The sequence below is a fragment of the Bacillus sp. KH172YL63 genome (genome assembly GCF_011398925.1).
Lineage (GTDB): Bacteria > Bacillota > Bacilli > Bacillales > Bacillaceae_B > Rossellomorea.
Genome location: NZ_AP022842.1, coordinates 772,814 through 795,085 on the forward strand (window position 1 = coordinate 772,814; position 22,272 = coordinate 795,085).

16 protein-coding genes and 1 riboswitch are annotated in these 22,272 nt (G+C 46.7%); of the genes, 14 read left to right on the forward strand and 2 right to left on the reverse strand.

Annotated features, from left to right (window positions below):
- The first annotated feature begins 61 nt into the window (after nucleotides 1-61).
- From KH172YL63_RS03845 to KH172YL63_RS03890, 10 genes are all read left to right on the forward strand, one after another.
- Entirely contained in the window at nucleotides 62-2,095 is a 2,034-nt protein-coding gene (locus KH172YL63_RS03845; RefSeq protein WP_173104876.1) for a DUF4179 domain-containing protein, read from the forward strand.
- Nucleotides 2,096-3,068: 973 nt separating this feature from the next.
- On the forward strand, nucleotides 3,069-4,964 hold the full coding sequence (locus tag KH172YL63_RS03850; RefSeq protein WP_269475190.1) for a PTS mannitol transporter subunit IICBA: 1,896 nt from the start codon (nucleotides 3,069-3,071) through the stop codon (nucleotides 4,962-4,964).
- An 84-nt stretch (nucleotides 4,965-5,048) separates the two neighbouring features.
- A complete protein-coding gene (locus KH172YL63_RS03855; protein ID WP_173104877.1) occupies nucleotides 5,049-7,118 on the forward strand; it encodes a BglG family transcription antiterminator in 2,070 nt (689 codons plus the stop codon).
- A 5-nt stretch (nucleotides 7,119-7,123) separates the two neighbouring features.
- The gene (locus KH172YL63_RS03860; RefSeq protein ID WP_173104878.1) at nucleotides 7,124-8,263 is read left to right on the forward strand and encodes a mannitol-1-phosphate 5-dehydrogenase; all 1,140 of its coding nucleotides are present in this window, start codon (nucleotides 7,124-7,126) and stop codon (nucleotides 8,261-8,263) included.
- A gap of 590 nt (nucleotides 8,264-8,853) precedes the next feature.
- A complete protein-coding gene (locus KH172YL63_RS03865; protein WP_173108045.1) occupies nucleotides 8,854-9,501 on the forward strand; it encodes a 2OG-Fe(II) oxygenase in 648 nt (215 codons plus the stop codon).
- A gap of 437 nt (nucleotides 9,502-9,938) precedes the next feature.
- Nucleotides 9,939-10,115, forward strand: a riboswitch (Lysine riboswitch).
- A gap of 114 nt (nucleotides 10,116-10,229) precedes the next feature.
- Nucleotides 10,230-11,516, forward strand: a complete 1,287-nt coding sequence (lysA, locus tag KH172YL63_RS03870; protein WP_173104879.1) for a diaminopimelate decarboxylase — start codon at nucleotides 10,230-10,232, stop codon at nucleotides 11,514-11,516.
- Between the two features lie 100 nt (nucleotides 11,517-11,616).
- Nucleotides 11,617-12,486 carry an ABC transporter permease subunit gene (locus tag KH172YL63_RS03875; protein WP_232066116.1) on the forward strand — a complete coding sequence of 290 codons (870 nt, stop codon included), beginning with the start codon at nucleotides 11,617-11,619 and terminating at the stop codon, nucleotides 12,484-12,486.
- Nucleotides 12,486-13,496 carry an ABC transporter permease subunit gene (locus KH172YL63_RS03880; protein WP_232066117.1) on the forward strand — a complete coding sequence of 337 codons (1,011 nt, stop codon included), beginning with the start codon at nucleotides 12,486-12,488 and terminating at the stop codon, nucleotides 13,494-13,496. The genes KH172YL63_RS03875 and KH172YL63_RS03880 overlap by 1 nt, the downstream gene beginning before the upstream one ends.
- Nucleotides 13,497-13,593: 97 nt before the next feature.
- The gene (locus KH172YL63_RS03885; RefSeq protein ID WP_173104880.1) at nucleotides 13,594-13,845 is read left to right on the forward strand and encodes a hypothetical protein; all 252 of its coding nucleotides are present in this window, start codon (nucleotides 13,594-13,596) and stop codon (nucleotides 13,843-13,845) included.
- A 46-nt stretch (nucleotides 13,846-13,891) separates the two neighbouring features.
- Nucleotides 13,892-14,389, forward strand: a complete 498-nt coding sequence (locus KH172YL63_RS03890; RefSeq protein WP_173104881.1) for a GyrI-like domain-containing protein — start codon at nucleotides 13,892-13,894, stop codon at nucleotides 14,387-14,389.
- Nucleotides 14,390-14,444: 55 nt separating this feature from the next.
- Here the strand turns inward: KH172YL63_RS03890 and KH172YL63_RS03895 are convergent, their stop codons facing one another.
- Nucleotides 14,445-15,347 (reverse strand): LysR family transcriptional regulator, encoded by a 903-nt coding sequence (locus tag KH172YL63_RS03895; protein WP_173104882.1) that lies wholly within the window; start codon nucleotides 15,345-15,347, stop codon nucleotides 14,445-14,447.
- Nucleotides 15,348-15,463: 116 nt separating this feature from the next.
- On the opposite strand from KH172YL63_RS03895, the gene KH172YL63_RS03900 reads away from it, so the two are divergent.
- Nucleotides 15,464-17,458 (forward strand): YhgE/Pip domain-containing protein, encoded by a 1,995-nt coding sequence (locus tag KH172YL63_RS03900; RefSeq protein WP_173104883.1) that lies wholly within the window; start codon nucleotides 15,464-15,466, stop codon nucleotides 17,456-17,458.
- Between the two features lie 177 nt (nucleotides 17,459-17,635).
- Here KH172YL63_RS03900 and KH172YL63_RS03905 read toward each other — a convergent pair whose 3' ends face one another.
- Nucleotides 17,636-18,349 (reverse strand): DUF1836 domain-containing protein, encoded by a 714-nt coding sequence (locus KH172YL63_RS03905; protein ID WP_173104884.1) that lies wholly within the window; start codon nucleotides 18,347-18,349, stop codon nucleotides 17,636-17,638.
- A 160-nt stretch (nucleotides 18,350-18,509) separates the two neighbouring features.
- On the opposite strand from KH172YL63_RS03905, the gene htpX reads away from it, so the two are divergent.
- The 3 genes from htpX to rlmD all read left to right on the forward strand — a co-directional run bounded on the left by htpX (nucleotide 18,510) and on the right by rlmD (nucleotide 22,269).
- Complete coding sequence (gene htpX / locus KH172YL63_RS03910) at nucleotides 18,510-19,391, forward strand: protease HtpX (protein ID WP_173104885.1); 882 nt, start codon at nucleotides 18,510-18,512, stop codon at nucleotides 19,389-19,391.
- A 150-nt stretch (nucleotides 19,392-19,541) separates the two neighbouring features.
- Nucleotides 19,542-20,726, forward strand: coding sequence for an N-acetylmuramoyl-L-alanine amidase family protein (locus KH172YL63_RS03915; RefSeq protein WP_173104886.1), 1,185 nt, complete (start codon nucleotides 19,542-19,544; stop codon nucleotides 20,724-20,726).
- 178 nt (nucleotides 20,727-20,904) lie between these two features.
- Nucleotides 20,905-22,269: a 23S rRNA (uracil(1939)-C(5))-methyltransferase RlmD gene (gene rlmD, locus KH172YL63_RS03920; RefSeq protein WP_442858766.1), complete on the forward strand. Its 1,365-nt coding sequence runs from the start codon at nucleotides 20,905-20,907 to the stop codon at nucleotides 22,267-22,269.
- The last annotated feature ends 3 nt before the right edge of the window (nucleotides 22,270-22,272 follow it).

Sequence of the window (22,272 nt, forward strand, 5' to 3'; positions counted from 1 at the left end):
TAAGAATTTTGAAATAATTGATAGGAGGAAAGTTGGAGATTTTGCAAAAGGAGGGATGACGATGGCACAGGTCGGAATCGATCCCATGATGGTCAGTGTGGATGCAGGCGGTGAGCTCGAATCTATCATCAACCGCATCGAAGGGGAGCGTCAGAAACTATATGCCCTTGCCCGTGTGTATATCGGGCGTGACGAGGACATAGAGGATGTGTTTTATCAATCCATCATTGAGTTGCACCGGCAGTCCGGTAAACGAAAGAGGAGAAAATCGATCGCTTCTGTTTTCCTGGAAAACTGCCGGCGGATAGCGGGACGCTCAGGGACCTCAGAAGGAGAGGATGCATTCTGGGTTCTCCGTCAATTGGATGAAGCGGATAAAGACGCGGTGGCATTGGTGTATCTGAAAGGTTGTACACAGGAAGAAACTGCAGATCTGTTGGATATCACGATCGATGAGGTGAAAGCAAGGCTCTACAGGGGGATCCGCAAACTGCGTGAAGACATGGGGTTTGGTACAGCATTCAAAGGCTGTGAACATTATCAAAAGCATTATGTCGATTACTTAGGAAGAACGATGGATCGACCTGAAAAGGTAGATTTCGAAATACATATTTATCATTGTTCCGACTGTCAGGATGATCTGGCATCTTACCAGGAAGTGACGTTCGCCTTAGATGATTTAATCCGAAACGCAGCGCTTCCTGCAGGATTCATGGAGCGTATCAGAAGCAGGCTGAACGAAAGGGAAGCGCGGAGGGAGAAAAGGAAGAAAAAGAGAAAATCCATCTGGCTTTCCGTTGCAGGTGTCTTCGCCCTGCTGATCTGTACAGGGTTCGTGACAGGAGGATTCGCCAAGCTTTACTACTCCTACACAGAAGAATTTGAACCGCTTCGTCCTTATCTTCAGCACAACCTGGCAGAGCGGCTTGATTTGGTGTCTGAAAGCGAAGGGGTGAAAATGACGATCAAAAGTGTGGTCGCCGATGACATGCAGACGCTCATCTTCTATGAAATCGAGGACACGAAGGAAGACAATCGCTATATCATGCAGGCCTATGAAGGTGTATATATCGAGAATGAATTGGATGTCATGAATATGGAGAGAAATCCCCAGGACTTTTCAATGCCCGTCGATCAGGACGAGATACATAATGAACAAAAAAATATATACAGGGGCACTATGAAATTGAGGCCGGTCGGTGTGGACAAAGGGACCATCAAGATGAATGTGGCAAGACTGATGAAATTGAATCAGGATCCCAGCCTAGGTGAAATGTATGCGAGGGGAGCGGTCTTTGCCGAAGGGGACTGGAGCTTCGAGATTCCTTTCGAAAAACAGTCATCACAAGAGCACAAAATCGATAAAGAAATCGACCTTGATGGCATCAAGGTCCGAATCGATAAACTCACCATTGCGCCTACCTCCACCGTCGTCCAATACAGCTTTCAAAATCAGCAGGGAAATACGAGGGTGGAATTCCTTCTCCTCGAATCCCTGTCGGACGGAGAGAATAAAGTGGTTGCAGATATGTACGGCAGCAATATTATGGATGTATTCAACACCCAGGAGAACTGGACGACACTTTCTACCAGCTTTGACTCTTTTTATTTCGACAAACCTGAAGAGCTGGACATAAAGTTCAATTCCCTTCACCTGTCAGTCGAGGATCAGCAGGATATCAAACTGCCGGACCCAAAAGAATTGCCGACCTCCTTTGAGTACGCAGGCAGCACCATTACCATCAATGAAATCACCGAAGGAAACCCTGCAAAGCTATCCCTGACCCTTGAGGTGACGGAAGACCGTATATTTGAACAATTAAATTACGGATTCCACCGTGACTATGAACAAAACGAAAGTATCTCATTTGGTATGAACGGAGAAGGTGTTTTGATGGACAAAGACGGAAACATCCATGAAATGGGCAGCTACGAATACAACCCATTGGATCGCCCCCGTTATTTTGAAAAAACACAGGAACTTACACTCCATAACGAATCATCAGATGCCGACGTCTCCATCAAAACGATCAATATCGACGGATACACTACGACGAAATATGTTGATGACCATGTGAAGGTGACATTGGATTAAGTACACAGACAACCTGCCGGGTATCGTCCCGGCAGGTTTCTTTGTGTAGGTGAATGGACGATGGATTGGAATATTACTGGTATTTTAGTTGAATTGGGTTTAGAATGGGAGGGTGTTGGATGGAAATGAGAGAAATTGATTTTTTGAAAAAGAGCGTTCGCCGTTAAAATCGTGATTTCGCCGATAAAAATGGAATTTCGCCGTTATATTTGAGATTTCGCCGATAAAATGAAAATATCGCCGTTATATCGGGAATATCGCAGATAAACGTTAGCCTGGCCAGTCGAAGGTACCTGCGTATTGGAGAAATGGTCTCCTGAAAAGGTGAAATCGCTCATTAAATAAGGAATATTCTTTAATAATAAGGCTCTTTTCGCATTGATTGTTGTTATTATCAGACGTTAATGTGAGCATCTTAGGTAATTTGAGACTGCGGAATGAAAAATTTACTATAGCAATGAATCAAAGTCAGCGTACTTGATAGACGGTGATCACTACTATTCTGAAGATGAGTCAGCAGTTAATACAGTGAATTTTTGGTTTTTATCTTCGATGGTTGATTGGAGCGGAAGATGCTCGACTCCTGCGGGAACTGATGGACAGGTGAGACCCCGCAGGGCAAAGCCCGAGGAGGCTCACCGCCAGCCCCGCGGAAAGCGAGCATCTGGAGCGGAAATCAACCGCATCTCGCTTGTCTAAAAGCCAAAATGTTTACGTAAACAGCCTATAATAAACAAAACCCCCCTTCAAAGCACGCATCCGAAAAACTACTCAACTCCCCTGCCACGAAATCCCCGCCAATCCCCCCTGAAACGACCGCCACCCCAAAGAATAACTTCCCAAAACAGAGAAACAATAGGTTTGTCGTCACAGGTGTGACAAAGTTAGCTTTCATCATCCTTGAATCAGCCACGTATGAGGGCCTATCATGAGAATGAAGTAATGATTCTTTATTTTTGAAAGGATGAGAGAAGTGGCTCAATCAAATATGAAAGTCGCTGTACAAAAGTTTGGTAACTTCCTCAGCTCGATGGTTTTACCGAATATAGGTGCATTTATCGCTTGGGGTTTAATCACAGCGTTGTTTATACCAACTGGGTTTTTCCCAAATGAAAGCCTTGCCAATCTGGTAGGGCCGATGGTTACGTACCTGTTGCCGTTATTGATCGGTTATACAGGTGGTAAGCTCGTACACGACCAGCGCGGTGGGGTCGTGGGTGCGATCGCGACGATGGGTGTCATTGTCGGAGCACCGGATACACCGATGTTCCTGGGTGCCATGGTAATGGGTCCTCTGGGTGCATATGTCATCAAGAAATTTGATGGAATGATAGAAGGGAAGATCAGAGCAGGCTTTGAAATGCTTGTGAACAACTTCTCAGCGGGTATCCTTGGAGGGATTCTTGCCATCCTGGCATTCCTTGGCGTGGGTCCTGCGGTACACTCGTTCACAGAGGTACTTGTGTCGGGTGTAGATTGGCTGATCGCAGCAGGATTGCTTCCGTTAACGAGTATCCTGATTGAACCTGCGAAAATTTTATTCTTAAATAATGCGATCAACCACGGTGTACTGTCACCGATCGGGTTGGAGCAAGTTCAACAGGGTGGAAAGTCGATTCTATTCCTATTAGAAGCGAATCCTGGACCAGGTCTTGGTGTGCTGCTAGCGTTCATGTTGTTCGGAAGAGGGACTGCGAAACAGTCTGCTCCAGGGGCAGCGATCATTCACTTCTTAGGTGGGATTCATGAGATTTACTTCCCATATGTATTGATGAAACCGATGCTGTTCATTTCCGTCATCCTTGGTGGAATGAGTGGCGTATTCACTCTCGTATTATTAGGTGGAGGACTGGTATCACCAGCGTCTCCAGGCAGTATCCTTGCGATTACGGCCGTTACTCCTCCAGATGGTATGGGGTATGTGGCGAACTTTGCAGCAGTATTTGTGGCAACAGCCGTATCATTCATTGTCTCTGCAATCGTGTTGAAATCCAGCAAGACATCAGATGAAGATATTGAAAATGCTACGAAGAAAATGCAAGAAATGAAAGGTAAGAAAAGTTCTGTTGCAGGTCATGTCGGCGGACAGGGAACAATGCCTGCAGAAGTGAACAAAGTTGTTTTTGCCTGTGATGCAGGTATGGGTTCAAGTGCGATGGGTGCGTCATTGCTCCGTAAAAAAATGAAGGAAGCGGATCTTGACGTTTATGTAACGAACACATCGATCAGCAACCTTCCAGCAGATGCCCAGGTTGTCATCACACAGGAAGAATTGACGCCTCGTGCGAAAAACAAGCTTCCGAATGTGTACCATATTTCTGTTGATAACTTCTTATCAAGTCCGGAATATGACAAGCTGATCTCAAGCCTAAAGGACGGGAACAGCGGTGTACAGGCAGAAGGTGTGGAAGAAGCGGAAACTGTGGAACCGAATACAGATCCAGAGGATTTACTTCTTGAGGAAAATATCTTCATGAATCAGTCTTTTGCAACAAAAGAGGACGCGATCCGATTCGCTGGAGAAGCGCTTGTCAAAGCAGGATGCGTGGAAGAAAGCTACGTAGATGCTATGATTGAAAGAGAAGGAATCACATCTACTTATATGGGTAACAACGTTGCGATTCCACACGGTACGGAAGATGCGAAGAAAGCGGTCATCAAGTCCGGCTTCACAGTCATCCAGGTTCCGGACGGAGTGGACTTCAACGGTGAAAAGGCGAAGATGATCTTCGGCATCGCCGGCAAAGACGGTACCCACCTTGAGATCCTTTCCGGCATCGCCGTAGTCTGCTCAGAGCAGGAGAACGTCGACAAGATGGTTCAGGCGAAGTCAGCGAAAGAATTGAAAGACATTATCAACAGCAACTAGACATCATCCAGAAAGGCGGGAATTCCTGCCTTTCTGTTCTCATTTGTATCGATAAAAGCTAATCTGAGGGAAAGAGTGGAGAGAATGTTTATTACATCAAGGGAAAAAGCGATTATTGAATTGATTGTAAAAACATCGGGTAAACATACCGTTTACTCTCTTTCTGCGTTCTTGAATGTTAGCGGAAGAACCATTCAACGGAACCTAAAATCCATTGAGAGCATGTTAAAGGAATACCATCTGGAATTGAAGCGCACCGCCAATGAAGGGCTCTTCATTGACGGGAAAAATGAACATATCTATCGTTTGATCCAGCATCTGGCGGAGGCGAATCCCACCGATGAAACCCCTGAAGAGCGAAAGCTGAATCTGCTCATCACCCTTCTTCATGAAGGTCCTTCTTTTAAAAAGCAGGTGCTTGCGAATCAGCTCGGTACAAGCGTCACCACCCTGTCTGCATATCTTGACGAGCTTGCCGACTGGCTCGGTAAATTCGGCATCACCCTTACAAGGAAAAGAGGGGTAGGGGTCGAACTTTTCGCCGATGAAGGGGAAAAACGACACGCCCTTGCAAGCTTCTTCCTCGTATATTTTTACGAAGAAATCATCGAGACCCTGTATGGGATGCAAAAGGGCAATCGGCAGTCAGAGCCGGTGCTTGGATATTTCAATCCTGACTATCTAGTGAAGGCAGATCAGGTGGTAAGTGACCGGCTGGCAGAAGAACAGATCACGTTGACAGACAGTGACTACATCGGACTTATCGTCCATATCTGCCTGACGATTCAGCGGACCGAAACAGGTTATGGGTTGCAAGGGTATGAATCGGATGAGGATTCGAATGAGCACCGCCTGATGGACAGGGTGTGCAGCGAGCTTGAACAGAGCTTGAATGTCCACATCCCCGACCCGGACCGGCAATTCCTGACGGTCATATTAAAGGGATCAAAGGTGCAGGAACCGGACGTTGTGTATTATGACAGCATTCTCCTAGGTCACCTGATCAAGAATTTGATCAGGGATGTATCGGAAGACCTCCATGTGGACCTGTCCGATGACTTTTCCCTGTTCCAGGGACTGCTTGCACATATGGGACCGTCCATCTTCAGGCTGCAGCAGGAACTCGAGCTCTTCAATCCACTGACAGACGAAATCAGGAAGAAATATCCCGTCTTGTTTTTGGCAGTGAAAAAGAGTCTGGAAAAAGAGTTCAAGGACATCACGTTTCCCGATGATGAAGTGGCCTTCATAGTCCTTCATTTCGGATCGGCCATGCTCATGAATGAAGAAAAAGTCAATATCCATGCGGTTGTCGTCTGCCCGACCGGGATCGGTACGTCAAAGATGCTCGCAAGCCGCATCCAGCGTGAACTCACGATGATCAATCGAGTGGAAATCCTGTCGATCAAGGATTTCCAAACCGCGGATCTCCTAGACTATGACATCGTGATTTCCACGGTCAGGCTCCCTTTCACGGAAGTGGAGTATATTCTGGTCAGTCCGCTGCTGAGCGAAAAGGACATCGGCTTCATCCAAAGCTATCTACAGAATAACGTAGAGAAGCTGACGAGGAAAAAGTATTTACGGCCGGCCCAGCGATCGAACGGGAGCACGGGAACCGGAGTCAGGACGCTCTTGCAGGAAATCAAAGACGTCCATTCAAGTATGGAAGCCATCCTCTCAAATTTCCGGGTGTACAGGAAAGGATGCGGTGACGGACACGTCTCCATCCTGGGAGAAATGGTGGAACAGGCAGAGAAAGACGGTCTCCTTGAGCATCCGGAAGGCGTCGTCAAGCATCTCCTTGAACGGGAGAAAAAGGGCGGACTCGGCATTCCGAACACCCCTATGGGGCTTTTCCACTGCCGGGACGTGAATGTGAAGAAGCTGATCTTTCAGGTTGCCCATCTCGATGAACCTTGCCGGATCAAGGGGATGGACGGCGGGGAGATGGAAATGAAAAGCCTTCTCCTCATGCTTGCCCCTGAAGAACTGAGCAGGCGGGAGCAGGAAATCCTCAGCTTGATCTCTACAAGTTTAATCGAAGATCAAATATCCATGATGATTTATTCATCCACGAACGAAGCCATCATCGTGAAGAAACTGGAAGAGCTATTCATGGACTACTTACAAACTAACTTGATAAAGGAATGATGATGATGAAACAAACCGTACATTTTGGAGCAGGTAATATTGGAAGAGGATTTATCGGAGCTTTGTTTGCCAAATCAGGCTATCATGTAACATTCGTAGACATCGCCGAACAGGTAATCAATAAGCTCAATGAAGAAGGACGCTACCAGGTGAAACTGGCGACTGAAACGATGGAAACCGAAACAATCGAGAACGTTTCAGGACTGAACAACCTTCATCAGGAAGGGGAAGTCATCGATACGATTGCAGCGTCAACGTATTTGACGACTGCCATCGGACCGAATATCCTTCCAAGGATCGCGCCACTGATTGCAAAAGGGATCGAAAAGCATGCAGCCACTTCCGATGCGCCACTTTATGTGATTGCATGTGAAAACCAAATCGGCGCAACCGACATTTTAAAGAAGCATATCCTTGAGAACCTTGATGAGGAAACGATCGGGAAACTTGATGGAAAAGTATACTTCTTCAATTCTGCCGTTGACCGCATCGTGCCGATGCAGGATCAAAGCTCACTGGATGTACTCGTTGAACCTTACTTCGAATGGGTCGTCGAAACGACAGAAGAGATCCCTCATGTGGAAGGAATGACCATCGTCGAAGACCTTGCGCCATTCATCGAGCGTAAGTTGTTCACCGTCAACACAGGACACGCAGTCATCGCATATCTTGGCTACCTGCAAGGTAAATCAACGATCGACCAGACGCTCGCAGATGACGCGATCGCTTCTCAGGTAAAAGAAACATTGAAAGAAACAGGCGCATACCTGGTGAAACAATACGGCCTTGATGATAAAGAACATCTTGCCTACATCGACAAAAACATCGAGCGTTTCAAAAACGCCTACCTGAACGACGACGTCACACGCGTCGGCCGCGCGCCGATCCGTAAGCTCGGTCCAGACGACCGCCTGATCCGTCCGACAACAGAAGCCCAAAAAGCAGGCCTGTCCTACTCATACCTCGCCAAAGCCATCGCCGCGGCGCTGCTGTTTGATAACGCCGAGGATGAGCAAGCAATGGACATCCAAAGCATGATCAAAGAACACGGTCCAGCACATGTGTTAAAAGAAGTGAGCGGACTGGATGCAGAAAGCGACATCGTGAAAGAAGTACTTGTACAATATGAAGCGTTAAAGAAATAAAAGTGATTGATGAGCTGCCGGAGGGATTCGGCAGCTTGTTTTTTTGGGAGGGTGTGGGTTGTGGGATGAGGTATAATCGCTTAGGGTCTGACGCATAAACCAGGAAGTGACGCATAAGCTTGGGGTCTGACGCATAAATCAGGAAAGTGACGCATAAGCTTGGGATCTGACGCATAAATCAGGAAAGTGACGCATAAGTTTGGGATCTGACGCATAAATCAGGAAAGTGACGCATAACCTCGGGATCCCACGCAAAAATCCGAATCGAGCACCACCCCTCATCACCAAAAATACTCCACAACGCCAACCCATGTCCATTCTGTGAACCCCCGTAGCCACGCTATTCCTGCATTCCTATACTATCTGAACAAATCCCTTATTTTTCATGAAAAAAAAGATAGAATTCCCGTCATCCCAGGTGTAAAATATATGAAAATACGTTCACGCAGGAGGACACGGCCAAAAAATAGAATACAGTTATATGCCTATTGTTGCTATCGTTTTTCAGGTTGGGAGAATACAAGGATGCTTCCACCACTATAAAAATTCAGAATGTTAAAAATACGATAAGAGGTTGATGAAAGTTGGCAATGGATACTACTGAAATAGCTGTAAAGGAACAAACGATTTTTCACCATACGGGGAATAGAATCAAGACGGATGACAGGGAGATACAGATTATCGCGAAAGTGGAAGAGCCGCTTATTGTGGTGCTAGGCAATGTGTTGAGCCATGAAGAGTGTGACGAACTTGTCCAGCTGTCCAAAGACCGGGTGGAACGCTCGAAAATCGGGAATACCCGCACAGTGGATGAATTGAGAACGAGCAGTTCGGTATTTTTGGAAGAGTCCCATGATGTGGTGACACGTGTCGAGAAACGGATCTCGCAAATTATGAATATACCGGTCGAGCACGGGGAGGGCCTGCAGATCCTGAACTATAAACCGGGTCAGGAATACAAGGCGCACTTCGATTTCTTCTCTGCATCGGCAAGACCGGTAAAGAACCCGAGGATCAGCACGCTCGTCATGTACTTGAACGATGTGGAAGAAGGCGGGGAAACCTATTTCCCGAAATTGAATCTGTCCATTTCTCCCCAAAAAGGAATGGCCGTGTACTTTGAATATTTTTATGACAACCAAGAATTGAATGACCTGACGCTGCATGGCGGGGCACCGGTCGTCATCGGCGACAAATGGGCAGCCACACAGTGGATGAGAAGAAGAGTCTTTAAATAATAGAATGAAAGAGGGGCATCGATCGGGGATGCGCCTCTTTTTTATAGAAAGGTGCAGAGAAATGAGGAGATGCGCTCTATCAGGCTGGGAATGTGCTGTTCCCATCGACAGCTGCCGCCAATTTGAGTTGGGATTGCGTCATTTTCATCTCTGATTGCGTCATTTTTTCTGTAATTGCGTCTTAAATAGCGCTAATTGCGTCCATCCCGCCCTTTATTGCGTCTTTTTGAATAAAATGGAAACTACGCGTTCGACCACAATGAAGCTCCCAGTCTTAATAATTACATTGATTTATATCTTTACACTTCCTCGTAAATTCTTAATAGCATTCTATTCATTTTCTACATAACATTTCAAATTTCAAACTGATCCGAAAAGCATTTGACAATTCTTTCACCAGAATGGTATAGTTATGCCAATAAAATAATCAGTCACTCTCTGATAATAGAGGCGCGAGTATGAAGAGTACCTTCTTTGAGAATATTGGATTCCGGGATAAGTTGGGAAAGGCAGATCGCCGAAGCAGAAAATAGCCAATTCTATTTTTTGTTGGGCCAGCATTGAAGAAATGTTGGACTGTCACAATGCACAAGTTGTGGAGCACTATTGAAGAGATGTTAATACATAGTCTTCATCATGTTTCCGTAAACTTTGATGAATAACCGTATGAGCATCTGCTTCATACGGTTTTTTTGTGTTTTTTTAGAGAGTCTAAAGGAGTTTAGGAAATGAGTACAGTTGATGTGAATGTTCAAGGGGATTTAACAATCGGTGGGATGAGTACAGGTGAGTTGGTCGAAACGTACGGCACGCCTTTGATGGTATATGATGAAGGGATGATCCGTCGGAATGCGAGGTTGTTCCGGGAGGCGTTCGAAGAAAGTGGCCTGAACTATCAGGTGGCGTATGCGAGTAAGGCTTTTCTTTGTAAAGAGATGGTCCGTTTGGCTGATCAGGAGAATCTGTCCCTTGATGTTGTGTCTGGCGGGGAGTTGTTTACGGCTCTTGAAGCAGGGTTCCCTGCAGAGCGGATTCACTTCCACGGGAATAACAAATCTGAAGAGGAGCTTCTGATGGCCCTTGAAGCGGGCATCGGCTGCTTTGTGGTTGACAGTTTCCTTGAGCTTGAACTGCTTCATGATCTTGCGAAGGAACGTGAGCAGCAGGTGAAGATCCTGCTGAGAGTCACGCCGGGAGTGGAAGCACATACCCATGAATACATTACGACGGGGCAAGAGGACTCGAAGTTCGGATTCAGCATTTCGAATGGTCAGGCGGGGACGGCGATTCAGCTTGCGGTCAGAAAGCCATATTTCACTTTGCTCGGTCTTCATTCACATATCGGGTCGCAGATTTTTGAACAGGAAGGATTCGATCAGGCAATCGGGGTGCTGGCAGATTTCATGCAGCGCATCCGGGTCGAGCTTGATGTAACGATGCCGGTGCTGAATATCGGTGGAGGCTTTGGTGTCCGCTATACGGAAGAGGACAGTCCGCTGCCGATTCCTGTATATGTGAAAGGAATCACCGACAGTGTGAAGAATTATTTTGCGAAGAATGAATATCCGCTGCCGGAAGTCTGGGTGGAGCCTGGCCGGAGCATGGTGGCAGAAGCGGGGACGACACTTTATAAAGTCGGATCGAAGAAAATTATCCCGGACGTGCGTACGTATGTGGCGATTGATGGCGGGATGACGGACAATATCCGCCCGGCCCTGTATCAGGCCAAATACCACGCAGTGCTGGCGAACCGTCCGAATGAGGAATGTACGGAGCTTGTGAGCATTGCCGGCAAGTGCTGCGAATCTGGAGATATGCTGATCTGGGATCTGATGCTGCCTCCGACGAATTACGGTGATATTTTGGCCGTATTCAGCACAGGTGCCTACGGCTATTCGATGGCAAGCAACTATAACCGGATTCCGAGACCGGAAGTGGTGTTTGTGAAAGACGGGGAAGCCCGGGTAGTGATTGAGCGTGAAACTTACAGTGATCTTGTAAGAAAAGACAGATAAGCGACGAAAATGGAATCCATTTGGGTTCCATTTTTTTATAGTTGGAAACAGGTATTTTATGGTAATGTTAAAGAAATAACACATCTATTGGGGGAAATGTATGTTTCTGAAAATGATAGGATCCATGCTGATGAAGTTTGCGTTGGTTGTGTTCGGAATCATCCTGATTACAGGGTGCATCGGTCTTTTTACAGAAGGGATCGACCTGAGCCTGGTACAGTACATAAACAATATCGGAGAAGTGGCAGCTTCCCTGCTTCATGTGGATCAGATGACCATCACGAATTCCCACAACAACTCATACCCGATGTTTCCTGCCTTCTGGGAGCCGTATTTTTATTCTGTGTCGATTTTTCTGTCGGCATTTCTTCTTTCCATTTCATTGGGCATCCTCCTTGCTTACCTCACGCATCTCTTACCCAATCGCTGGTCTAGTCGCATCATCAAGAGCACTTCGTTACTTGAGTCCACACCTGATATTTTTATTTTGATTGTCATTCAATACATTGTGATTTTTACGATGAAAAAAACAGGCGTTCTGCTGTTCCCGATCATTGGGGCACAGGAAAAGGTGTATCTTGTCCCGATTCTGACCCTTTCCATATTGCCTTCGATCATGCTGTTTCGGATCGTTTCTTTACTGGTGAACGATGAATACAGTAAAACCTATGTGGAGCTGATCAAAAGCAGGGGGATATCAAAGCACTCGATTTTCTTTATCCACGTGCTGCGGAATATCTCGTTCAGCCTGTTGAATCATGCGAAAGCGATCATCCTGTTCATTTTATCGACCCTCATTGTTTTTGAGCGGCTATTCAACATATACGGAATCACCCACTTCATCTTGTCATTCACTGAGATGGATGTGGTGGCTTTCAGCCTAATCATGTTTTATGTGCCGGTATTTTTATTGCTACTTGTGATCAGGGGCTTCATTCACCGCAAAACAGGACAGAAGGTGATGATCTGATGGTGAAAAAATTACTGAAGAATCCTGCTTTCGTCATCGGTTTTATGTTTCTGTTTGGCATGTTTGCCGGAAGTATCATTTATTATGCGGGATGGGGCGATGTGGTACCGGAAATCGAGATGATGAAGGATGAAGAGGGGAAGTTGTTCAGGGGGCCATATTCCCCGCTTCAGTTTCCGCCGCTCGGGACCGACAATTTCGATCGGAATGTTCTCCTCGTCATCCTCGTCGGCGCGAAATATACGATCGGGGCGGGATTGATCATTACTTTTTTCAGAGTGGTGCCGTCTGTGGCGATGGGACTGATCCTTCATTTTTATATGAAGCCGTTTAAACGCATCATTGATCATATTGTGGATGCGACGAATTATTTTCCGCCTACCCTCCTGGCGTTCTTGCTGCTGAATTGGATGATGCTTGAGGGACCATTGATGAATCCGGACAGTTATCACTATGTTTTCTCCGATAAACTATTGTTCTATGTCATCATTCTCGTATTGATTTCGATTCCGTCCCTGACGCTATTATTCTCTCATGAGTACTACAAGATTATGAAGCATGAATTTATCGACACCGCCAAAGTCCTCGGTGCGACGAAGCGTCATTTTATATGGAATCATATCCGCCCGTTCATTGTGCCGCAGATTCTCCTTGTCTGTATCCGTGAATTCATGATTGTGATGCTGCTGATTGCCCATCTGGGGGTGCTGAATATTTATATCGGGGGCTCTTCCCTTGAGACGGATGTGTTTAATAATCGGGTGTTTGTTTCCCTTTCGAATGAATGGTCAGGTCTCCTTGGAGGCTGGTGGGAATTTCTGTGGACGACCTTCCCGTGGATTTCGTTCATTCCTGTCATGTTCTTTACGATGACAATCATTTCAGCCAAGCTGATGCTGATCGGGGCAACGAGGGTGCTCACGGATTTGGAAAAGGAGGCACCTTACAGAGTGGATCTTGAAGAGAGTCTATATGAAGACAAAGAGCTGTTTGAAATGGTGCGTAAATAGGATTGGTTTGTGCAGCAGTGCCCCCGTTTGATTCGGGGCTTCTTTTTATTTCGTGTTACAGTGTATGGGGAGCAATCAAAGTGATGGGAGGAAAACTGTGATTGGAAATCAGATGTTAAACGAATTCTTCTTCCTTCCGATAAGAATCGGTGCATGTATACGGAAGGAAGCGGGGACAGGAGTAAAAGGAAAGGTCAGCTACATCTTTTTGTATTTGGCGGTGACATTCCTATTGTTCGCAGCGTTGGATGGGGTGCAAGTCTGGTATGTGGGAGACGCCTTATATTATGTCAATACGTATCTGTTTCTTGGGATGATGTATGTGTTCTTTACGTGGCGGAAAGCGTAAATAGAAATGACCAACTATTTTGAGTATGAAAGGAGATGAAGACAACATGAAACCTGCCATCAGTGTTGTGGATAAGAAAATCCTCATTGGGAAATCAAAACATATGACACTTCAAGAAGATGCCACACGGGAACTATGGCAAAGCTTCATGCCGTATCGACAAGCCATTCCCGGCCGTGTAGATGAGAAGCTTTATAATATGAAAGTATTTGACTCGTCTCTTGATGTGAGGCAGCTCACCCCTGCCACGCCATTCCGGAAGTTTGCTGCTGTAGAAGTAGAGAGTGCAGACAGTTGCTGCGACGGAATGGAGGCATATGCGCTCAATGGGGGGCTGTACGCCATGTTCCTTCACCACGGACCTGCTCACACTTTCCATCAAACCCTTCAATACATATACGAAGAATGGATGCCGGCATCAGGTTACCAGCTCGACAACCGGGAACACTTCGAACGCTTCGACCCTACCTACCACCCGGCAGATCCCAACGCCGTAGAAGAAGTGTGGATCCCGATCAAGCGGGGGACGGACCTCGCTTTTTGATAAGAAACCCAAGAGGGACGGGCCTTCATTTGTGAAAATGAAGGTCCGTCCCTATTTATAGTTTGTTCAGCAGGTTGCCGATGGTTGTGAAGTAGTTGAGCATGAAGGGGTGGAATTGTTTGGCTGTTTTGGTGAAGTGTCTGCGTTTGGACCAGGCAAGTCCGATGGTGCGTTGACAGGTTGGATTGTGGATCTTGATTTTATGGGGGAAGGGGTGACGCCTGTTCATCCATGATATGGCCGGGATGAATGCGATACCGAGCCCCTGCCTTACGAGGTCCCCGATGACGCCCGGTTCGTCCCCTTCAAAGGAGATGAGGGGAGAGAATCCTGCCTTCAGGCAAAACTCATCGGTCAGGTTCCGAAGTCCATATCCTGTATTCATACTGATGAAGGGCTCATCCTTCACTTCAATCAGGTTGATTTCCTCACGCTTTTCCAATCGATGCCCCGGAGGAACGATTAGGAAGATTTCTTCTGTCATCAATGGCTCCCATACAATGTCCTCATCATCTTCCAGAGGGATGGATGAGATGCAGAAATCGATTTCTCCATTTTTTAACTGGGTCCTCATTTCAGATATAGAGAGGACGAATTGCTGGAATCTGACATGGGGATTTTCTTTCAAGAATGACCCAACCAAATCTGGGAGTACTCTCGGTATCGTGACAGCCATCCGGATGGTATGTTCCTCTTGCTTCATTTCCTCAAGGATTTCCCTTTTGCCTTCATTGATTTCCAAGAAAGCACGATCGACCCGATTCAAGAATCGTTTTCCATAGTGATTCAATTTAATCTGACGGTTCTGTCTCTCAAATAAAGGTACGCCAAGATCTTCTTCCAGCCGGGAAATCGTTTTGCTGAGGGAAGGCTGGGCGATTCTCAATTCTTCAGCGGCCTTTGTCATGTGCTCCAACCTTGCCACGGTTTGAAAGTATTGCAATTGCAGTAATTCCATATCCTCAATCCTTTCGATAGACTCTAATCTATGTATTTATAATTAATTATGTATTATACATTATCATTGTACCCTCTTATGATAAATAGATGTAAATATATATAAAGGAGTTTCATATGAAAGCATTCACATTCATTCTGCAAGATTTAAAAGCAATGACCGGCCATAAGCATAGAATAATCGCATTGGCCTTTTTATTACTCGTTCCATTGATATATTCAGGATTATTCTTATCAGGTTATTGGAATCCTTATGGGAAACTGGAGCAATTACCAGTCGCAGTCGTCAATGAGGATCAGGGTGCCGTGATGGAAGGAGAGCCTATTCAGGCTGGAAATGCCTTTGTGCAAGAGTTGAAAACGTCTGGGGATCTGGATTTCAAGTTTGTGTCGTCGTCCAAGGCGGAAGAAGGCTTGGAAAAAGGTACATACTACATGATTGTGACCATACCCGAGGACTTTTCAGCAAAGGTGAGTACGTTGATGGAAGAGGATCCGCAGCCAGCCCGGTTATTGTATAAAGACAACCCTGGGAAAAACTTTGTAGCATCCCAAATTAGTGCTAGTGCTACGGAGAAAATGAAAAATAAACTTTCAGACACCATTACGAAATCTTATGCCGATGGGGTATTCGATAAGTTTGTAGAACTTGGGAAAGGATTAAAAACAGCGAGTGATGGGGCAAGCCGATTGCATGAAGGATTAGCCGAAGAGAAGGAGGGAATGACCACACTTGAAGATGGGATAAGCAGTCTTGAAGCCGGATCAAAAAATCTTTTGTCGGGGAGCGATAAGCTATCAACAGGTGCCGGCACCATTGAAGCTGGACTTCAGACCCTTAAATCAAGCACATCTCAATTAGCCAGTGGAGTTAACAGTTTGTCAGAAGCTGGTAGGGAAATAGGTGTTGGTGCCGCCCGCCTTTCGGGTCAGGCAGATCAATTGGCTGTAGCAGAGAATGGGGTACAGGAGCTGCAATCAAAAATGAAATCGAAGGCAGAAGAGCTGCAGGGCCAATTGAAGGAATACGTTGAGGCACATCCTGAAGCTAAGGACGATCCTGCATTCGCCCGTATCCAAGCGTTATCAGATAATATTTCAGCTTCGACAGCTGAAATCGGAAGCAGACAATCGAACATTCACAAGCGAACAAAAGGAATTGCTGCTGGGCAAATGGAGCAGAGCCAGGGGATCACGGGATTAGCTGACAAGCTCGATGGTGCTTCTGAGGGGGCAGCTGATTTGGCCTCTGGAACTTCGGCTCTCTCAAAAGGGTTTGCCGATTGGCAAAATGGTTTTTCAACATTGGCAACAGGTATCGTTCGGCTATCAAATGGAAGTGATGAACTTTCTGCAGGTGCAAGTGAATTGAGTAATGGACTTAATAGCCTTGAATCAGGCTCAGATGAATTAGCGGTGAAACTTTCGGATGCATCAGATAAAACGTCTGGTATTCATCCATCTGATCAGCTTTCTACCATGTTTTCTAATCCTGTCCAGCTTGTGAAGTCAAATCTCTCGGAGGTGCCGAACTATGGGACAGGGATAGCCCCTTACTTTTTGTCTTTGGCATTGTACGTCGGGGGGATTATGGCTGCGAATATTTTACCTCTCGGCAGGAGGGATGATTTGAAGGTAAGCGGAACGACCCATTTTGTGAATAAATTTGGGTTGGTCTTTGTCATTGGTTTCATTCAGGCACTGATTGTTAATCTTGTCCTTCTATATGGATTCCATTTAGAAGTGGTCAATATCCCGCTCTTTTTCCTATCGAGTGTGATTGTTTCTTTCACATTTATGGCGTTTATCTTTATGTTGATCACTGTTTTCGGATTCGTCGGCAAGTTCTTGGCTGTTACCTTCCTAGTCCTTCAATTGGCCACATGTGGAGGAACCTTCCCCCGGGATTTGAATTCACCGATTTTGAGGGTGATCGGGGAGAATTTACCGATGGCCCACTCTTTGAGCAGTTTCCAGGAAGTCATTACACTTGGGGATTTTACGCAGCTATCGCATCAGTTATGGATACTATTCGCTTACTTGTCTGTGGCAGGTGGAATCGCGTTGTTTACAAGTAATGTACAAGTGAATAAGCTTGAAAGAGCAAATTAAAAAAATGCCTGTCTCCCTTTAAAATGGAGCAGGCATTTTTTTCTGTGCAAGATATCATTTCCTTTGGATAGGACGTAGGTGATTGGAAAAGAGGTGCTGGTTTATTCGCTGTTCGCTCGCTCATTTTAGTAGAGTGGCAGATGTGAGATGGAATCAACAGAGTATATGAAACCTCCGTTAAGATAAAGCTAATGCTCCACTCATGTATTTTTTGGTCTCTGCCTGATAAAAGCCTGACTGAACCGTCATTACCAATAAGACCATTACATTCAGGACAATGGAAAGTTCCTCTTCCTTTAAGTTGCGGAAGGAGGAGAGCAGGGACTTGCACTTTTCGTTTACGAATATTTTTATCGTGTCATTGAATGAATCTTGTGCTGTTTCGAGTATGGGCCCACGATGGTGATGGATCTGATCAAATACGGTCGCATAAGCAAAGTATAAATCGGTCGGATTCACGATATCATCGGTCCTGTCGTCGATATTATTAAAGACGAGCGTAAGGACTTTCCGGATCGAATCGAAATCCAATGTGGCTTTCAGGTCTTCGACGATGAACAGCATGGCAGCCTGTTCGGTCGTGTATTTTTTGCCGAGCTGCGGTGAGCCGATCAAGCCCCTGACATCACGCTTCACCCAGTTTTGCACGGTGCTTTGGGGGAAGTTCGTGAACTCGATCAAGTTGCCGAGGGATACAATTTCATTGAGGGAGAAGCCGATTTCCCCTTTTACTGGTTTGAGGAGTTTTTGAATGATCGGAGGGAGATCCTTTTCATTATGAAAGGCCGGTGATGTTTCCTGGAGAACGGTCAGCGGGGGCGTGCCGGTTGTGCCGTTCAGTGCCAGCAGGAGGTCGGCCATATTTTTGCGTGTCAGATTAGTCGTATTCATCTTGATTACCCCGTCTCTTATACAGATCTATTCTTCTATACTACTGGTTGGACAAAGAGGCGTCAATTTCACCTTCACACTTGTATTATCACGACCAACGATTTATAATAGATTCAGATACAGGTTCAAATGAACCTGAAAATAGGAGTGGAGAAATCAAATGGGAAAACGTATTTTTTATTTCCTTTTAACGAACGTTTTAGTATTACTGACAATTAGTATAATATTTTCCGTAACAGGAGCAGGGAATTACATCAATGCTTCTGGTGGGATCGATTTAGGCGCACTCCTCGTATTCAGTGCGATCATCGGTTTCTCCGGGTCATTCATTTCATTGGCGATGTCACGCTGGATGGCGAAGAAGATGATGGGTGTCCAGGTGTTGAATCCGGACGGGGCGCTTTCTGCTGAAGAACGCTCTGTCGTTGAGAAGGTGCACCGTTTGTCGAGAGCTGCTGGCCTTGTGCATATGCCGGAAGTGGGAATCTATCATTCTCCTGAAGTGAATGCATTCGCAACAGGTCCTTCGAAGAAACGCTCGCTTGTGGCCGTTTCGACCGGATTGCTCCGGGAAATGGATGACGATGCGGTGGAAGGCGTCATCGCTCATGAGGTAGCCCATGTTGCGAACGGGGATATGGTGACGATGACACTCCTTCAAGGTGTGGTCAATACATTCGTTGTCTTCCTTGCACGTATCGCCGCTTGGATCGCTTCCCGGTTTGCACGTGAAGAAATGGCGCCGATCGTCCATTTCATTGCCGTAATCGTGTTCCAAATTGTGTTCTCGATCCTTGGAAGCTTGGTTGTCTTCGCATATTCCCGCCATCGTGAGTATCACGCTGACCGGGGCGGGGCGGATCTTGCCGGCAAGGATAAGATGGTCCATGCCCTTCAGATGCTGAAGGCTTACTCAAGCCGCATGAAGGGTGAAGATGACACGGCCATATCTACATTGAAAATCAATGGCCGCCGTAAATCTGCGATGTTCTCTACACACCCGGATCTTGATGACCGGATCAGTCGTTTGCAAGCAAAATAATCAATGCGGCGGTCAGCCCCGACGCATGTAAAGGTGCAGCACTCCATTATTGGAGTCTGCACCTTTTTTTCACCTCCAAAATTATTGCCCAAGCCGTGACCATTTGTCCAAGCAATGAATATTTTACTGGTAGAAGGGGTGATAGAGTTAATGGCAAAAGCGAGTGATTATTTAATTGCTTTGGACGATGGTCATGGAATCGGCACCGCGGGTAAACGGACACCGTATATCAAATCGATCGGCAGGCAGATCCATGAAAATGAGTTCAATGAAAAAGTGACGTACTATTTAAAGGCGGAACTGGAAAGGTGTGGATTCCGGACGCTTCTTTCGGCTCCTACAGATGAAGATACACCTCTGAAGGCGCGCACGGGTATAGCCAATTCCATGGGAGCCCACGCGCTGGTTTCGAACCATTATAATGCGTTCGATGGGAAATTCGACGGTCCCGGGAAGGATGCAGAAGGGCATTCCCTTCATATCTATTTCAATGATAAGAATGATAGAAGGCTTGCCGAATCGATTGCGAAGTATTTGAGGCAGGGGACGAAACAGGTGTATCGGGGCATCATCGAGCAGAACCTCCATATGACCAGGGAGTTCAATGGGCCTGCTGTGCTGATCGAAAATGGCTTCATGGATAATGAAAGAGAAGCATTGCTCATGATCAATGAGGATTTCCAGCGGGAGACTGCAAGGGAACAGGCGAAAGGTATCTGTGATTTCTTCGGCGTTACGTATGTCGCTTCTTCAGGCGGCGGAAATGTGGTGACGCCTCCCAAGAAGGAGGTCAAAGGTGTATCGACCGACAAAGGGGATGCAGGCAAGCGGCTGGAAAGCATATATAAAGGTGCAGAAGGACTGGACTTTTACAGCCGGCCGACGTTCAATGACGCCTACCGTGCAGGTAAGCTGAAGTATGGCTATGGGTTTCCGACCATCATCAGGAAGCTTTCTGTAGAAGGGGCATACATGTATGAAGTGAAAAATTCACGGGGGCATGTGTATTATGTAACGGCAGCCCCGGAATATGTGAAGGTCGAAGGGGGCGGCGGGTCCACTGGATCTGGGGCCTCCACGTCCACCCGGTCATCATCCGGTGGTCCAGTGGCGATCGGTGAAATCACCATCACAGGTGTGTCCAACTCTGCGATCATCCAGGACCGGCCAGACAGGATGAACTCCAAAAACATCAGCACCATCTCAAAAGGAAGCACCATTCCAGTCACCGGTTCAGTCAAGGGAGTCAACAGCAGCTCCGGCTACTGGGAAGTCATCCATAATGGGAAAAGGGCCTACATCACCGGAGAATTCGGCCGGTATAAAGCCTACTAGTGTCCCTGTGTGATGAAAGGAGGTCCGTCCCTCACTTTGAGGGACGGACCTCCTTTGTATTTCTGCCCTGATTGTTTGCAAACCCCAGTTGCATTCACTCTTTATTTTTAATAAAGTATAGAGTTAGAGAGCAATTTGAAGGAGGACGCAGAAATTGACGAATATCAAACCAGAAACAATGGTTGCGACAATAGAGGAAATGGATCAGAAGGGATCGGGGCAGGCTGTAATCTGGCGTGAGAATGAGCTTGGGAATCCGAAGAAGCTGAGGCTGACGATTCCCCAGACGCTGCCTGGAGAAAAGGTGCGTGTGACGGTGGATCAGCCTGATCGCAGAAGAAGGAAAGCGATGCCTGATGAGATCCTGGAAGCTCATCCGGAAAGAACAACGCCTCCATGTCCCCATTTTGAACGCTGCGGTGGTTGTGTATGGCAGCATTGGGATTACGAAGGTCAGCTGAAGCAGAAGACGGAGCACGTGAAGCACGCACTTGTCGGACAGGGCTTTGATCAGGACCTTGTCCGGGATACGATGGGGATGGAAGAGCCTTGGCGTTACCGCAATAAAATGGAATTCACTTTCTCACCTGAAGGGAATCTGGGTCTCCATGAGCAAGGGAACTTCCGTAAGATCATTTCCCTTGAAACTTGCTTGATCGCAAGTGAACAGATGGTTGAAGCAGCGATGGAAGTCGCCGATTGGGTGAAGGATCATCAGTTATCCGGCTACAATAAGGACAAGCACGAAGGTCTGCTTCGTCATTTGATGGTGCGTCAATCGTTTGCGACCGGTGAATTGATGCTTGCGTTGTTTGCGACAGAAGCACCGGGTGCCCATAGTGAAGCCGTTGAGGATCTGAAAAAGCGTGTGGAGGAGAAATTCCCTCATGTGAAGAGCCTGTTGTGGCTTGAAAACACGGCCTGGGCCGATCGTACGCAAGCGGAAGAAATTCACCTTCTTGCCGGCCGTGACTTTATCTATGACGAAATGGACGGCTACCGTTTCCGCCTTTGGTTTGATACGTTCTTCCAAACGAATCCGACGCAGGCGCAAAAGCTCGTTGATTTGGCAGTGGAGATGGCAGAGCCGAAGAAAACAGAAAAAATGATCGACCTGTTCTGTGGAGTCGGGACATTTTCCCTTCCATTCGCAAGCAGGGTGGGTGAACTTGCAGGGATTGAAATCGTAGAGAGTTCAATTGAATCGGCGAAAAGAAATGCCGATGATAACGGCATCAGCAACACGACATTCCTTGCGAAGGATGCAAGAAAAGGGATCGACCAGATGCTTGAGAGCTTCGGTCACCCCCACTTATTAATGCTAGATCCGCCCCGCTCAGGTGCCGGCGGGAAGGTGATGAGACGGATCGGACGCGCCCAGCCGGAACGCATTGTCTATGTATCATGCAACCCGGATACATTTGCGACGGATATCAAGGAACTCGAACCATTCGGCTATACGCTTGATGCCGTTCAGCCTGTGGATCTGTTTCCACATACCGTGCACGTAGAATGCGTCGCCACCCTGACATTGAACAAATAATTG

Bases quoted from the DNA above. Each gene is read 5' to 3' on its own strand.
- KH172YL63_RS03845 (WP_173104876.1), top strand. From the start codon at position 62: ATGGCACAGGTCGGAATCGATCCCATGATGGTCAGTGTGGATGCAGGC.
- KH172YL63_RS03855 (WP_173104877.1), top strand. From the start codon at position 5,049: ATGTTTATTACATCAAGGGAAAAAGCGATTATTGAATTGATTGTAAAA.
- KH172YL63_RS03860 (WP_173104878.1), top strand. From the start codon at position 7,124: ATGAAACAAACCGTACATTTTGGAGCAGGTAATATTGGAAGAGGATTT.
- KH172YL63_RS03865 (WP_173108045.1), top strand. From the start codon at position 8,854: ATGGATACTACTGAAATAGCTGTAAAGGAACAAACGATTTTTCACCAT.
- lysA (WP_173104879.1), top strand. From the start codon at position 10,230: ATGAGTACAGTTGATGTGAATGTTCAAGGGGATTTAACAATCGGTGGG.
- KH172YL63_RS03875 (WP_232066116.1), top strand. From the start codon at position 11,617: ATGTTTCTGAAAATGATAGGATCCATGCTGATGAAGTTTGCGTTGGTT.
- KH172YL63_RS03880 (WP_232066117.1), top strand. From the start codon at position 12,486: ATGGTGAAAAAATTACTGAAGAATCCTGCTTTCGTCATCGGTTTTATG.
- KH172YL63_RS03890 (WP_173104881.1), top strand. From the start codon at position 13,892: ATGAAACCTGCCATCAGTGTTGTGGATAAGAAAATCCTCATTGGGAAA.
- KH172YL63_RS03895 (WP_173104882.1), bottom strand. From the start codon at position 15,347: ATGGAATTACTGCAATTGCAATACTTTCAAACCGTGGCAAGGTTGGAG.
- KH172YL63_RS03900 (WP_173104883.1), top strand. From the start codon at position 15,464: ATGAAAGCATTCACATTCATTCTGCAAGATTTAAAAGCAATGACCGGC.
- KH172YL63_RS03905 (WP_173104884.1), bottom strand. From the start codon at position 18,349: ATGAATACGACTAATCTGACACGCAAAAATATGGCCGACCTCCTGCTG.
- htpX (WP_173104885.1), top strand. From the start codon at position 18,510: ATGGGAAAACGTATTTTTTATTTCCTTTTAACGAACGTTTTAGTATTA.
- KH172YL63_RS03915 (WP_173104886.1), top strand. From the start codon at position 19,542: ATGGCAAAAGCGAGTGATTATTTAATTGCTTTGGACGATGGTCATGGA.
- rlmD (WP_442858766.1), top strand. From the start codon at position 20,905: ATGGTTGCGACAATAGAGGAAATGGATCAGAAGGGATCGGGGCAGGCT.